Source organism: Arthrobacter alkaliphilus (assembly GCF_021483235.1).
Taxonomy (GTDB): domain Bacteria; phylum Actinomycetota; class Actinomycetes; order Actinomycetales; family Micrococcaceae; genus Arthrobacter; species Arthrobacter alkaliphilus.
In genome coordinates, this window is record NZ_JAKEEC010000002.1 from 198116 (window position 1) to 211690 (window position 13575).

At 65.7% G+C, this 13575-nt stretch carries 12 protein-coding genes; 6 read left to right on the forward strand and 6 right to left on the reverse strand.

Features of this window, described 5'->3' with window-relative positions; all coding sequences use genetic code 11:
• Positions 1-152: 152 nt before the first annotated feature.
• The 4 genes from L0B83_RS03230 to mtrA form a co-directional block, all read right to left on the reverse strand.
• Positions 153-1013: a ComF family protein gene (locus L0B83_RS03230; protein ID WP_234756904.1), complete on the reverse strand. Its 861-nt coding sequence runs from the start codon at positions 1011-1013 to the stop codon at positions 153-155.
• Positions 1014-1108: 95 nt separating this feature from the next.
• Positions 1109-2794: an LpqB family beta-propeller domain-containing protein gene (locus tag L0B83_RS03235; RefSeq protein ID WP_234756992.1), complete on the reverse strand. Its 1686-nt coding sequence runs from the start codon at positions 2792-2794 to the stop codon at positions 1109-1111.
• A 47-nt stretch (positions 2795-2841) separates the two neighbouring features.
• Positions 2842-4788 (reverse strand): MtrAB system histidine kinase MtrB, encoded by a 1947-nt coding sequence (gene mtrB, locus L0B83_RS03240; protein ID WP_234756905.1) that lies wholly within the window; start codon positions 4786-4788, stop codon positions 2842-2844.
• A complete protein-coding gene (gene mtrA, locus L0B83_RS03245) occupies positions 4760-5434 on the reverse strand; it encodes an MtrAB system response regulator MtrA (RefSeq protein ID WP_059387541.1) in 675 nt (224 codons plus the stop codon). The genes mtrB and mtrA overlap by 29 nt, the downstream gene beginning before the upstream one ends.
• Positions 5435-5612: 178 nt before the next feature.
• Between mtrA and L0B83_RS03250 the strand changes: the two genes are divergently transcribed.
• Genes L0B83_RS03250 through L0B83_RS03275 form a run of 6 tightly spaced genes read left to right on the forward strand, consistent with a single transcriptional unit; the run spans position 5613 to position 12124 of the window.
• Positions 5613-7085, forward strand: coding sequence for a DUF7847 domain-containing protein (locus L0B83_RS03250; RefSeq protein WP_234756906.1), 1473 nt, complete (start codon positions 5613-5615; stop codon positions 7083-7085).
• Positions 7082-7768, forward strand: coding sequence for a DUF4129 domain-containing protein (locus tag L0B83_RS03255; protein ID WP_234756907.1), 687 nt, complete (start codon positions 7082-7084; stop codon positions 7766-7768). The genes L0B83_RS03250 and L0B83_RS03255 overlap by 4 nt, the downstream gene beginning before the upstream one ends.
• A complete protein-coding gene (locus L0B83_RS03260) occupies positions 7765-8934 on the forward strand; it encodes a DUF4350 domain-containing protein (protein ID WP_234756908.1) in 1170 nt (389 codons plus the stop codon). Before L0B83_RS03255 ends, L0B83_RS03260 begins: the two co-directional genes overlap by 4 nt.
• Positions 8931-9989, forward strand: a complete 1059-nt coding sequence (locus L0B83_RS03265) for an AAA family ATPase (RefSeq protein ID WP_234756909.1) — start codon at positions 8931-8933, stop codon at positions 9987-9989. Before L0B83_RS03260 ends, L0B83_RS03265 begins: the two co-directional genes overlap by 4 nt.
• Positions 9990-10044: 55 nt before the next feature.
• Positions 10045-11337: a DUF58 domain-containing protein gene (locus L0B83_RS03270; RefSeq protein WP_234756911.1), complete on the forward strand. Its 1293-nt coding sequence runs from the start codon at positions 10045-10047 to the stop codon at positions 11335-11337.
• 52 nt (positions 11338-11389) lie between these two features.
• On the forward strand, positions 11390-12124 hold the full coding sequence (locus L0B83_RS03275; RefSeq protein ID WP_234756913.1) for a DUF4166 domain-containing protein: 735 nt from the start codon (positions 11390-11392) through the stop codon (positions 12122-12124).
• Between the two features lie 18 nt (positions 12125-12142).
• Here the strand turns inward: L0B83_RS03275 and L0B83_RS03280 are convergent, their stop codons facing one another.
• Both L0B83_RS03280 and L0B83_RS03285 read right to left on the reverse strand, forming a co-directional pair.
• The gene (locus L0B83_RS03280; RefSeq protein ID WP_234756914.1) at positions 12143-13180 is read right to left on the reverse strand and encodes a uroporphyrinogen decarboxylase/cobalamine-independent methonine synthase family protein; all 1038 of its coding nucleotides are present in this window, start codon (positions 13178-13180) and stop codon (positions 12143-12145) included.
• A 4-nt stretch (positions 13181-13184) separates the two neighbouring features.
• On the reverse strand, positions 13185-13571 hold the full coding sequence (locus tag L0B83_RS03285) for a chorismate mutase (RefSeq protein ID WP_234756916.1): 387 nt from the start codon (positions 13569-13571) through the stop codon (positions 13185-13187).
• Positions 13572-13575 lie beyond the last annotated feature (4 nt).

Sequence of the window (13575 nt, forward strand, 5' to 3'; positions counted from 1 at the left end):
ACGATAAGGGCGCTTCCGGGGGCTGATCTGACGGACAGTCGAGCCCCTTTCCGAGCCGCTATCGACAGGTACATCTGTTCTCGGTACCCATAACCGACGTTAGTTCATCGCCAGTGGTAATTCATCCTTTCGTAACTTATTTTTTGTTTGAGTCAGCGCGGGCCTGGTGTGACCGGCCCATGGGCAGGGGACTCGGCAGCAGCCGGCGGGCGGGTGGCGGCAAGGACCACCGCGCCGCACACCACCCCTCCCGCAGCCGTCACTGCCCGCGCGGCTTCGGCGAGGGTGGCGCCCGTAGTGAGGACGTCGTCGACGATGACGCAAGCCTTGCCCTGCAGGGAACGCTTGCGGAGCAAGCGAACGGTCATGGAACCGCGGACACGGCGCTCACGCTCTCCGCGGCCCAAGCCCTTCTGCCCGCGCCCCGGTCCGGGCGCCTTCTTCAGGGCATCCGCAACATGCAGGCCCGGCAAAGCACCCACTCGTCCCAGGCGGCCAAGCAAGAGATGGACCGGACTGAATCCGCGGCGCCGAAAGGCCGCATTCGTGGTGGGAACGGGCACAAGGCAGATGCCTGCCCCGTCCCCAACGGCGGTCCGGATGGCCTTGCCCAGTGCCGGCGCGAGCACGGACGCCAAGCGTCCCTGGCCCAGGTGCTTGAACGACAGCAGGGCTTGGGCCAGTTCGTCGCGATAGTGTGCGCCCGCGACGACGGGCAGGATCGCGGCGCCGTTTTCCGTGAGCAAAGCCGGCGCCTGTCCTTCCGCCCGGAATGGCCGGGTGCACAGGAGGCGCAGGCGCCTTGCACAGGTTCCGCAGAGGGCCGAATCTTCGGAACCGCAGCACACACATTCCACCGGGGCCAGCACGGCCAGCAACTCGGCGAAGGCTTCGCCGACACCTTGCGCGAGCCTCGCCAGCCTCGCCGTAGGCACTCCCTTGTGGCGCGCGCCGTCGTCGGGGGCGGTAGTGCAGTCCGGGTCACGCATCCGGCGGCGGCTCTCTGCACCCATGGCCCAAGCATCCGGCGTATCGGCCACCTTCCACCATGCCTGAAACGCGCCATGTGGAAAACCGCGCGGTTCCCTGAGAGCCGCGAAAAAAGGGCCTAGCCCGGGAATGACGGGTCGACCGGACCCTTGAGTTGCAATTCCCAGCCGTTGCCCACCCGTTGGAACACGCCCGCGGCCGACTGTCCGTAAACCTGCTCCGGTCCGTTGCCCGCGCTGATTGTCGTCAGGTTCGGCCACGCCGGCAACAGCTGGGGTTGGCTTGATGTCAAAGACAACAGTTCGGGAACCACGTTCTCGGTTGCGGAGGCCTTCATTACCGCGACCGTCGTGGAATTGACCCACACCCCTTGATCAACGGGAGCGGAAGTGAACAAGGTTATGGGTGCGGTCAGATCCTTGGGAGTGCCGTCAGGGTTGCGGACAATACCCGTCACCTGGACCGAGGATTTGCCGTTCATCTCGGAGATCACCAGTGCGCGCGTTCCTTCACGGGATATCCGCAGGTCCCTCACCACGCGCCCTTTCAACCATGCCGGTGTGATCGTCACGGTGGGTACAGGCTGGTCCTGGGCTACGTTGGACGGTTTGAACGCCACGACTTCGGTGGCACCGCTGGCTCCGGGACCTGCTGTCCAGACCCAGTCCTGCGGGCTGAAGGACGGATGGCTGAGGGTGCTCCTGGTTGTCAATTGGCGGGGTGGCTGGCCCGGAATCATCGAATACAAGGTGGTTCCGGGACCGTTGAGGAAGGCTACGGCCTGGGACGTCGGGGACTCGGCGGGAGCGGTCGGGTTCAATCCGGCTGTCGGCTGCATGTCGGGGAGGGCCGAGACCCTGTTGTTCTCGTAGCGCGCCAGTTCCCCGTTGCTGATGGCGATTTGGCGCGCAGGGGCGTTCTTCTCGAGCACGGGAGGCAGGACCGAACCGTTGTCCTCCACGCGGACAAGATCCTGGTCGGCACGCAATTGAACGTTCACCACGTCCGGCTGGCTACGGAAGGTCAAGGCCAGCTGGTTTTGCATCCGCTGCCGGTCCTCGGCGGACGCCTCCCCCAGTTCCTTGGCGGAAAGGTCCACTTGGGCGGCTCCCGACACCACCGGCACCGACTCCCTGGCCAGCTTCATCCCGGACGGAAAAGCACTGACGACCGCGCCCTGGAGGTAGGGCGCTGGACCGTTGAGCAAAGCGCTGGTCATGGCCTTGACGGTGTTCTTCTTGATGAACCACCGGACGTCCGGAACCGCATATGTGAACGTGGGGTCGTAGAAATAGATGGGCTGGGCCGCGTAGATGACCTTGAACGTCTCTTCCGGGATCGCCGTGCCGTCCGGGACCGCAGAGATCCGCCATTCGCCGTCGACCTGCTCCAGGGTCACCGGAATGGTCTGAGTGGTTCCTTCGGGGAACTGGGTCGCGACGCCGTGGGCGTCGACCGCATAGGCAACGTCCAGTTGGTATTTGAATTCGTTCTCCACACCGGTCTTGACCACGGCGGCCTTCCGGTAGACCAGCGTGCGTTGGTCCGACTTCCAGCTGACGGACAGCGCCTGTGTGAGGTACTGCCGGGCCACGGCGTAGTCACCTTCGTAGCCGCTGCCTGCACCATAGAAGTCTTCGATGATGGACTCCGGTGTGGCGCCCGGGTGCGGTGGCGGAGGGAAGAAAACGGGAGCGTTCGGGTTGCCCGCGCTTTCATCCTTGCTCTTTCCCACCGGGCCGGACCGCGGGATCTGGGCGCAGGAGCTGAGGACCACCATGAGGACGGCCAAAACGGCGATCATGGCCTTTAGCACGTAACGGCGCCCGGAGCGGTAAGGGGGTCGGTAAGTCACGGGGCCGTTCCCCCCTGGGCGTTGTCGGCGTCGTCGTTATCCGCCGGAGGTACTGTCGGGGCCGCGGAACCGCGCTCGACGGGCGCCTCGCCCGCATCCAAAACGAGCATCTGGCGCTCAGGAGCGGCCCCCGGCAAACGGATGTCCGCGGGTTCGAGCTGCAACGGCGATTTCACGATCGTGCCACCCTTCTTGAGAGGCAGCGTGAGCCGGAAGTTGGAACCGGCTCCCCTGCGCCCCCACGCCTGCAACCAACCGTTATGGAGCTTCGTGTCCTCTGCCGCGATGGAGAGTCCCAGTCCACTGCCGCCCGTGGTCCGCGCACGGGCCGGATCGGCGCGCCAAAAACGGTCAAAGACCCGCGCGGCTTCTGCCTCGGTCATCCCGATGCCGAAGTCGCGCACAGAGATGGCGACGGCCTCCTGGTTGGCCGCAACAGAAACATGGACAGGTTTCCCCTCGCCATGCTCGACGGCGTTGAGCAGCAGGTTCCGCAGGATGCGGTCGATCCTGCGGGCGTCCATCTCCACGATGATGCTCTTCTGGCGCGAGGTAAGGCGGACTTCGGAGCCGTACTCGGCGGCAACGGGCGAAGCGCCCTCGATGACATGGGACACGACCTGGAAGATGTCCGTCGGCTCCGCGTCCAAAACGGCCGCTCCGGCGTCGAACCGCGAGATCTCCAGCAGGTCCGAGAGCAGCGACTGGAAGCGCTCCACCTGGTTGTACAGCAGTTCGGCGGAGCGCTTGTTGACGGGGTCGAAGTCATCGCGGGCATCGAACAACACTTCGGCTGCCATCCGGACGGTCGTAAGCGGTGTCCGCAGTTCGTGGGACACATCGGAGACGAACCGCTGCTGCATCTGGGACAACGTGGCCAGCTGCGTGATCTGCTCCTGCAGGCTCGCGGCCATGTGGTTGAAGGACGCGCCAAGCCTGGCCACCTCGTCTTCGCCCTTTACCACCATCCGCTCCTGCAACTGGCCTGCGGCCAGCTTCTCGGATACGACGGCGGCATGGCTCACCGGGCTCACGACGTTCCGGGTCACGTACCAGGCAATGCCGCCGATCATCAGGATGAGTGCGGCTCCGCCCGCCCACAGCACGTTCTGGATTTCGTCCAGGGTTTGTTGGGCGGTATCCAGGTCATAGAGGAGGTAGAGCTCGTAGACCGTGCCGTTGAAGGTGACCTTGTTTCCGACGGCGATACCGGGGTGGTCCTGGTTGCCCACCGGGAACTCGGTGGAGGCCCAGTACTGGTCCTTGCCGGACTCCTGCACGGCCTTGCGAAGTGCCGGAGGAATGACGCGGACGGTCAACTGGTCCGAGGCCCGCGATTCAACCCAGCGGTTGCGGGGCTTTGTCTGTTCGGGCAGCGCTTCGAAGACGTATCTGCGCTGGATGACCGAGCCGTTGCCCTCCACCGCCTTGAGGGTGTCGTAAACGAGGGTGATGACGCTCGATTGGTCGTTGGCCTGCGAACCGTCGAAGGTGTCTTGGACTTGTTTGACGTAGTAACGGCTCTCCGACTCCGCTTGCTTCAAACGCTCCTGGAACAAGTTGTTAGCTATTTGGTTCGACAGATACGCACCCACCACCGCAAATGACACTACCGACAGGACGATTGTCACGGCGACCGTCCTGAATTCGAGGGAGCGGCGCCAACGGCGCAGCAGGGCGCGCCACAAGTAGCGGATTCCTGGCCGGATGTGGCGAAGTCCCGTCACGACAAGGCGGGAGACGCGCAGTGCCAGAATCAGGGCGCGGCGCGTCCAAATGCGGGCGCGTTCCCGGAGCCACGGGAGATTCAATGCACGGGCATCCGTGTGTTCCGGGACAGGATGTCCTGGAACGGGGTGTTTGACCTTGCCCTCCGGGGCCTCGTGGTCAACGCCAGGCTCGCCGGTGGAAGACTCAGGCGCCTGCTTTATATCCGACACCACGAACCGTCAATACAACTTCAGGAGCCTCCGGGTCACGCTCGATCTTGGACCGCAGGCGCTGGACATGGACATTGACCAGGCGGGTGTCGGCAGCGTGGCGGTAGCCCCAAACCTGCTCAAGGAGCAGTTCACGGGTGAAGACCTGCCAAGGCTTGCGCGCCAACGCGACCAGCAGATCGAATTCCAGGGGCGTCAGGGAAATCCGCTCCCCGCCGCGTGTCACCAAATGGCCCGCGACGTCGATGGTGACGTCGGCAATCCGCAAGGTCTCTGGTGCCTTCTGGTCTCCCGGACGCAGCCGGGCGCGGACCCGGGCCACGAGCTCGGCCGGCTTAAAAGGCTTTGGCACGTAGTCGTCAGCACCGGATTCAAGACCACGGACGACGTCGGAAGTGTCCGACTTGGCGGTGAGCATGACGATGGGAACGTCCGACTCCCCGCGGATCTGGCGGCATACTTCGATACCGTCCGATCCGGGCAGCATCAGGTCAAGCAGTACCAGATCCGGCTTGGAGGAACGGAACACCTCCAGTGCCTGCCCGCCGTCCGCACAAAAAACCGGGTCGAAGCCGTCGTTCCGCAGCACGATCCCGATCATTTCGGCCAGCGCTTCGTCGTCGTCTACTACCAGGATGCGTGCCTTCATAGTTACATATTCCCTTATCACCAAGCCTTTGTCCCGTTGAGCCCCCTCCCGGCATGGCGCGCTGCAGCCTGCAAGCAAATGGGCTATGAGGCACGACGACGGAACTATAGGCTGGTGCGCACGGGCCCTTTCGGGGTCCGTGCATTGCCGCGGACGCAGCTTTTTTGGGGAGGAAAACGTGTCACATCCCGATCCGGGTTACCGGCCTGAACAGGGACCGCGGCCACCGTGGGGCGCACAGCCGCCGTGGGGCGCACCGCAACCCGGGACCCAGCCGCAATGGGGCGCGCAGCCACAACCCGGGAACCAGCCGCCGTGGGGCGCACCGCACCCCGGACCCCAGCCGCAATGGGGCGCGCAGCCACAACCCGGGAACCAGCCGCCGTGGGGCGCACCGCACCCCGGACCCCAGCCGCAATGGGGCGCGCAGCCACAACCCGGGAACCAGCCGCCGTGGGGCGCACCGCAACCCGGACCCCAGCCGCAATGGGGCGCGCAGCCGCAGTGGGGCGCCCCGCAGCATCCCGGGCAGCCGTGGGGCACGCAGATCGATCCGCGCTGGCCCGCGGGCGGTCCGCCCCCATATGGGCAGCCGCGCTATGTCGCTCCCCCGAAACCCGGAATCGTGCCCCTCCGGCCGCTCTTCTTCGGCGAGATCATGGACGGCGCCTTTCAGACCGTCCGCCGGAACGCAAAGACCATGTTCGGATCCGCCCTCATTGTCCAAGCCATCACTGGGGCGTTGAGCGGGGTGGCAGCGCTCGGCATGCTCGGGATGGCCCAACCCCCTGTAGGAGGGTTCACGAGCCAAGCCCAGGCGAACAGCTATCTTGGCCCGCTCTTTAGCACCGTTGCCGCGTTCATGGGCGTTTCCTTGCTCGCCATGGCTCTCGCATCCATCCTCCAGGGCATCATGGCCATCCCCGTCGCAAGGTCCGCGTTGAACCGGCCCACCGGGTTCAAGCAAATGTGGTCCTTGGCCCGCTCGCGTCTTTGGCCCCTTGCAGGCTTTGCCTTCCTCCTCATTGCCGGATCGCTGCTGCTCTTCGGGGTCGTGTTCTTGCTGGCCGCCATGATTTTGGCCGGATTGGGACCGGCCGGGGTGCTGTTGCTTTTCCCGTTGGTACTCGGCATCGCCGCGGTAGTTGTTTGGATCTACACGAAACTGTTGGTCGCCCCTGCCGCCATCACGGTGGAAGAACTCGGCGTGTTTGCCGGTCTTCGGCGTTCGTGGACCCTGACCCACCGGAATTGGTGGCGGATCTTCGGAATCATGCTGCTGGTGTCCGTCATGGTGAGTTTCATCGGACAGATCATCCAGATTCCCCTTGGCCTGGCTTCCGGGGGGATCAACTCCGTGTTCGCACCCCACGCCGGCGCCTCGCAAGTGACGACGACGGAGATTGTCCTCGCGGTGGTCTCGATGGTCGTAGGGGTCCTCGTAAGCGCAGTCGGCTTCGCCTTCCAAACCTCCGTGGCAGCCCTGCTGTACATGGACCTGAGGATGCGGCGGGACGGGCTGGACCTGGAGCTCCTGCGGCTTCTGGAGACCGGAGAAGATCCGGACGGCGTTCCCGGCCGGCGCCGGATGCGCCAAGCCGGTGCGCAACCATGGCCGCCGAACACCGCTCAAGGCTCTCCACAAGGATGATCCCCGTCTCCACGTCCCTTGCCATTGTTCTCGCATCCTTCGAGCCTCCTGTTGATCCGGACCGCGGGGACGCCCAGCGATGGGCGGCCGAAGAATTGTCCAAGCCGCAGTACGCATCGGCCAAGCCAAGTTGGATTGCCGAGATCTGGAATCAATTCCTCGACTGGCTCCGTTCCTTGAACGGCGAATCCATCAGCGGAGCGAATATCGGCGTGCCGCTGATCGGCGCTCTGGCCGTGGTCCTCATCGTGGTTGCAGTGATTGTCGTCAGGCCGAGGCTCAACGCGCGGAAGAAGGCCTCGGCGAAGGTTTTCGACGGCGGGCCTGCACTTGATGCCGATGCGTTCCGAGCCCGGGCATCAGCCGCCGCAAGCCGTGAGGACTGGCAAACGGCCGTCGTCGAACAGTTCCGCGCTGTGGTTCGTGCTGCGGAGGACCGGGCAGTCATTGAAGTCCAGCCTGGCCGGACCGCGGACGAAGCAGCTGCCCAATTGGGGCGGGCGTTCGGGGACGCCGGTTCGCGGCTCGAAGAAGCCGCAAGGACTTTCGACCGCGTGAAATACGGAAAGGCGCCAGCCACCGCTTCCGACCATGCCGCCATCCTGGCATTGGACACCAGGCTATCGGCCATGAAACCCGATTTCGCCGGGAAGTCCGCCAACGGATTGGCGGTACCGCGATGACGGCCGATGTCCAGGCAGCCCGGTGGTCCCTGAGGTTGCGGGCCTGGTCGCGCCGCCATATGGCCTGGATCATCATCGGGACCATCGTGGCGGCCCTGGGCGTTGTCACCGTGGCCCAGTCCCCTTCGAACCCTGATACCGCGTCCCTCTCTGCCGGCAATGCCGCTCCCGATGGGGCCATGGCCGCGGCGGAAATCCTCAGGCGGCAGGGAGTGACGGTCACCCCATCCGATTCGTTCGCGGCGACAACCTCACTGCTCGCCGGAAAACCCCGGGCCACAGTCTTGGTGTATGACCGCAACGGCTATCTCGATTCCGCCCAGTTGCACACCTTGCAGAAATCGGCCGGCCGCCTGGTGGTCGTGGCTCCCGGATACCGGACCCTGGCCGGGCTTAGCCGCCAGATCCGGAACGCCGGGGTGGTTCCCAACGGAACGTCAACGCTGGAAGCGGGATGCGGGCAAACGGATGCGACCGTTGCAGGGAGAATTTCCGTCAAGGGCGCACTCCTTTACAAAGGAGCCGATGTGACCTGCTACCGGCCCAGCAACAACGACGGCGGCGTGTACGCTGCCAGCGCCGACGGCCGGCTGGTGATCCTCGGCAGCACGGCCCTTCTCAGCAACGATCTCCTGCAGGTCGAGGGCAATGCCGCACTGGCGCTTCGGACACTTGGGCCCACGCAGGATCTCGTATGGTACCTCCCCGGACTCAGTGACGTACCGAATGATGGCAGGCCACCCACCCTGGATGAATTGGCTCCCCCGTGGGTCGGCTTCCTGGGATTGTGGGTAGCAGTAGTCGCATTGCTCGCTGTGTTGTGGCGGGGCAGGCGGCTTGGTCCGCTCGTGTTCGAGCCACTGCCAGTGGTGGTCAAGGCGGTAGAGACCGCCGAAGGCCGCGCCCGTCTCTACCAGGATTCCCGCGCTGTCGGCCAGGCAGCCGACAATCTCCGGGCCGGCACCTTGACCAGGCTTGCCAAGCACTTCCGGCTCGGCCCCGAGGCCCCCGCAAATGCCGTCCTCGAGGCCGTTTCCCGAAAAGTCAACCATCCGGCGCGGGAACTGCGGATGGTCCTGCTGGACCACCGCCCGCGCACCGAATCGGAACTTGTCCACTGGGCACAAAGGATTGAAACACTCGAGCAGGAGGCAACAGCCCCATGAGCAACCATGCACACAGTAATCAGGCAAGCAGCTACATAGACGGCAGCTCTGAGTATCAAGGAGGTCCGGCGCAGCCGGGGGAACAAGCACAGGCCCCTGCGGGCTCCGACTCCGCCCGCAAAGCCCTGCTCGACGTCCGCCACGAAGTGGGCAAGGCCGTCGTCGGGCAGGATGCAACAGTGACGGGCATGCTCATCGCCCTGCTCTGCGGGGGCCACGTCCTGCTTGAGGGTGTTCCGGGAGTGGCGAAAACCCTCCTGGTGCGTTCCCTGTCCACGGCGCTGAGCCTGGATACGAAGCGTGTCCAGTTCACTCCGGACCTCATGCCGGGTGACGTGACGGGCTCGCTCGTCTACGACTCGCACACCTCGGAATTCACTTTCCGGGAAGGACCGGTGTTCACCAACATCATGCTGGCGGACGAAATCAACCGGACGCCTCCGAAGACCCAGGCTTCGCTTCTGGAAGCAATGGAGGAGCGCCAAGTATCCGTGGATGGACTCTCCCGGCCCTTGCCGTCGCCGTTCATTGTTGCCGCCACGCAGAACCCCGTCGAGTATGAGGGAACCTATCCCCTGCCCGAAGCCCAGCTGGACCGTTTCCTCCTCAAGCTCTCCATGCCGCTGCCCGGACGTGCCGAAGAGATCGAGGTGGTCCGCAGGCACTCGGAAGGTTTCGATCCGCGCAATCTCCTGGCCGCGGGAGTCCGGCCCGTGGCCGGGGCCGCCGAACTCGAGAACGCCCGCGATGCGGTGGCCGAGGTGACGGTGGCGCCCGAGATCCTCGGCTACATCGTGGACATCGTACGGGCGACCCGGGCGGCGCCGTCGTTCCAGCTGGGAGTCTCCCCGCGCGGGGCTACGGCGTTGCTCAACACATCGCGTGCCTGGGCATGGCTGTCAGGACGGAACTTCGTCACCCCCGACGACGTCAAAGCGCTCTCCCTGCCGTGCTTGCGGCACCGTGTCGGGCTGCGGCCTGAAGCCCAAATGGACGGTGTGCGCGTGGATGATGTCCTCGGCAGCATCCTGGCCTCTGTTGCCGTGCCGCGCTGATCGGCCTCGCCTCATGACTTTCCACTTCGTGACCCACGGCCTCGGGGAGCACTAAATGGCAATCACAGGCCGTTTTGTGCTGCTGGCTTTCGCGGCATTGGCCGCCCTGCTCCTGATTCCCGCGTGGGGCACCGTGCTTCTCGCCGCCGCCGCGCTGCTGGCCCTGGTGCTGGGCGACGTCCTGATGGCCGCGTCACCGGCCAAAATCGCGCTGCAGCGGAAGGATCCCCGGAATGTCACGCTGCACGCGGACACGGAGTCGGTTCTCACGCTGGAAAACCGCAACCGGCGGACCTTCCGCGCAATGGTGCGTGACGCCTGGCAACCCTCCGCGGGGGCCGTTGCGCCGGTCCAACGTCTTAAAATCCCGGCCGGCGAGCGGCGGCGAATGTCGGTAGTCCTGAAGCCCACGCGGCGCGGGGACTTGGCGGCACCGCACGTAACGCTGCGTTCGTTCGGGCCGCTTGGCCTGGCCGCCAGGCAGCGCACCGTGGTCCTCCCCGGCCGTCTTCGCGTCCTGCCGCCGTTCAATTCGAAGCGGCATTTGCCGTCCAAACTGCGCAAACTCCGGGAGCTCGACGGCAAAGCGGCCGTGCAGATCCGCGGCGCCGGCACGGAATTCGATTCCCTCCGTGACTATGTCCGGGGCGACGATGTGCGCTCCATCGACTGGCGGGCAACCGCCCGGCGCACCGCCGTCGTCGTCCGGACCTGGCGGCCCGAACGGGACCGCCGCGTCGTCATCATGCTCGATACTTCGCGCACGGCAGCAGCCCGGATCGACGACGAACCCCGCCTCGACACCGGGATCGAAGCGGCTCTCCTCTTGGCCGTGCTGGCTGAGCGCGGCGGAGACCGCGTGGACTTCTTCGCCTTCGACAGGCGCGTCCGCGGGCGCGTCGATTCAGCGGCCAAAGGCAATCTCCTCGGTTCGTTGGTCCAGGCAATGGCTCCGCTTGGGGCCGAATTGATCGAGATGGACTGGGCCGCGATCCCGGCGCAAGTACGGGCCATCTCGGCGCACCGTTCCCTCGTGGTCCTGTTGACCTCCCTCGACAGCGGCGCCCCCGAGGAAGGGCTCATTCCCCTGGTGGCGCAACTCGTGCGGCAGCACACCGTGCTGCTTGGATCGGTGCGGGACCCGCTCCTGGGCCGGATGAAGAAAGAACGCACCACCGCGAGCCAGGTCTTCCGCGCTTCGGCCGCCGAACGAGCCCTCCTGGACCGTGAGGCCGTCAGCGCCCAATTGCGCCAGCTCGGGGCGGAGGTAGTGGACGCCGAGCCGTTGGAACTGCCGCCGCTCCTGGCGGACGCCTACATTCGGCTGAAGGCCGCGGGGCGCTTGTAGCCTGGGAATCGCCCCGCCCACATACCAACAAACCGAAATCCGAGGAAAGCACATGAGCACACCCATTTACGAGCTGGGGCTGGGGCCCGCATTCCGGCGGTTGCAGCCCGAACTCCAGGACTATTTCTCCCTTGCCCCGGGCTCCGGATCCTACGGAATAGGCGAGGGCGTGTTCGAGGTGGTCGGCTGCCGGCAGAAGTGGCTCCGCCCGCTCCTTGCCACCGTTGCCGGGGAAGAAGCTTTCTTCCCCGAGTACGGCGAACGCATCCCCTTCCGCATCGAAAACCATGCGCATTTTGATCCGTTTGGACGGTCCAGCCTGACGGCAAGGCGCGAAATCTTCTTTCCCGGACGCACCCGGTTGTTCCATGACACCACCGTCGCGGAGACCAACCACGACGGGGGCGCCCGCTTGGTCGACTATCTGGGACGGTACCGGAGGCTGGCCACGGAGTTGGATCTGGAAGTGACATCGGAGGGAAGGCTTCGCGGGATCTCGGGCGCGTCGCGGCTGTTCCTGGGTCCACTGCGGCTCGGCTTGCCGGCTTCACTCGACGCGAAAGCCTACGCAGAGCAGTGGTGGGATGCGGCAGAGGGCAAACACCGGATCCAGGTGAAGGTGCTTCAGCGACAAGTCGGACTTGTGCTGGTCTACGCAGGCTCGTTCGACTACCGCCTGGCGCCCTTGCTGCCCGCGCGTGACTCTGGAGTTGCCGCGCGTTCGGCCACGGCCGCCGTCGGGCTCCCCCGCTATGCCGAGCCGGACCGTTGGGAACGGCGCGTCTAGGAGACGCCGGACGCCAGCCTAGCCGAGCGCGAGCTGGTTGAGCCCGTCCGCAAGCTGGGTCAAGCGCTTGAGAACCTCTTTGGCCCCCGACGGCGGGAATCCGGCCAGACCGTCCGACGGGGTGACCCGCACGGCTCCCAAGCTCGACGCCGCCAGGCCGAGTTGGCGCCAAGGCCGCCACACGGTCTCCACGAGCTCGGCGGTTCGCGGCAGTGCCGACCGTGGATCCTCGACCGGCAACGCGCCCGCCCACAGGCGCTTGCCCGCTTCCACCGCGGCGGCAATCTGCTCCCATTGGCGAGTGGTGAGTGCTTTGAGCGGAACCGCGATCCCGTCGGCCCCGGCGGCGAGGATCTGCTGGATCGGGGCTTCGATCTCCGGAACCGAAACAACGGTCTCCGCTACTCCCGCGGCTCGCAGCGCTTCGACGACCGACCGCCAGGCGGCCGTGGCCTCTTCGACCGGGATGGCGCGTAAGGTTCGGTAACCGCTCGCGGTGGGAATGGTGCCGGCCAACACCGAAGCGATGTCCGGCTCGTCGAGCTGGACCACTATGCCGGCACCCGGAACGGCGGCGCGGACCTTTGATATGTGCTCCGCGACGCCCGCGGCCAGGGACTCCGCAATATCCCTGCGGGCACCGTAGTCGAGCAGGGCCCGCTCCCCGTTGTGCAAATACAGGTTCGCGGCAAGGCTTAACGGGCCGCGCAACTGGATCTTGAGTTCCTCGGCGGACGATTCTTCGGCGCCGGCAACGTCGGCCAGGATGTTGATGTCCGTGGCAAGGGCGGATTTCGCACGCCGCAGGTCCTTACCCGGCCGGTCAACCAGGCGCCAGCCGTGCGGCTGCGCGTCGATGGCCAGCTCGACGAGGAGCGATGCCGTCCGGCCGAGGGCGTCCGAGCCGACGCCACGGTCCGGAAGCTCTGCCAGGAACGGAAGATGGGGGCTGCCCAGCTCGCCGCGGATGATCCGGGCCGCTTCAGCTGGATCCGTCCCGGGCCAAGGACCCAATGCCGTGGCGCTGACCTGGTTCTGCACTGTTTCCGCAGGCACGTGTTCAGGCCTGCGCGACGGAAGCCTGGTGGCCTTCGGCGATTGCCTCGTGGTGCCGGATGACCTCGCTGATGATGAAATTCAGGAACTTCTCGGCGAAGGCAGGATCGAGGTGCGCTTCTTCGGCGAGCCGCCGGAGCCGCGCAATCTGGGCGGCCTCGCGGCCCGGGTCCCCGGCGGGAAGCTTGTGGGTCGCCTTGAGGACGCCCACTTTCTGGGTGGCCTTGAACCGTTCCGCGAGGAGGAAGACGAGGGTGGCGTCGATGTTGTCGATGCTGGAGCGGATGGAAAGCAGTTCGTCCATGACAGCCTGGTCCACACGGCCGGCGAGGGAGCTGGCGGAGGGATCGAAGGAATCGGCGTCGGGGAGGGCGTGGTTCTGCTCGGTCATTCCT

What these genes read in the sequence shown, in the direction of transcription:
- L0B83_RS03255 (WP_234756907.1), top strand. Translation starts at nt 7,082, where the DNA reads ATGATCCCCGTCTCCACGTCCCTTGCCATTGTTCTCGCATCCTTCGAG.
- L0B83_RS03285 (WP_234756916.1), bottom strand. Translation starts at nt 13,571, where the DNA reads ATGACCGAGCAGAACCACGCCCTCCCCGACGCCGATTCCTTCGATCCC.
- L0B83_RS03230 (WP_234756904.1), bottom strand. Translation starts at nt 1,013, where the DNA reads ATGGGTGCAGAGAGCCGCCGCCGGATGCGTGACCCGGACTGCACTACC.
- L0B83_RS03265 (WP_234756909.1), top strand. Translation starts at nt 8,931, where the DNA reads ATGAGCAACCATGCACACAGTAATCAGGCAAGCAGCTACATAGACGGC.
- L0B83_RS03260 (WP_234756908.1), top strand. Translation starts at nt 7,765, where the DNA reads ATGACGGCCGATGTCCAGGCAGCCCGGTGGTCCCTGAGGTTGCGGGCC.
- L0B83_RS03235 (WP_234756992.1), bottom strand. Translation starts at nt 2,794, where the DNA reads ATGATCGCCGTTTTGGCCGTCCTCATGGTGGTCCTCAGCTCCTGCGCC.
- L0B83_RS03270 (WP_234756911.1), top strand. Translation starts at nt 10,045, where the DNA reads ATGGCAATCACAGGCCGTTTTGTGCTGCTGGCTTTCGCGGCATTGGCC.
- mtrA (WP_059387541.1), bottom strand. Translation starts at nt 5,434, where the DNA reads ATGAAGGCACGCATCCTGGTAGTAGACGACGACGAAGCGCTGGCCGAA.
- L0B83_RS03275 (WP_234756913.1), top strand. Translation starts at nt 11,390, where the DNA reads ATGAGCACACCCATTTACGAGCTGGGGCTGGGGCCCGCATTCCGGCGG.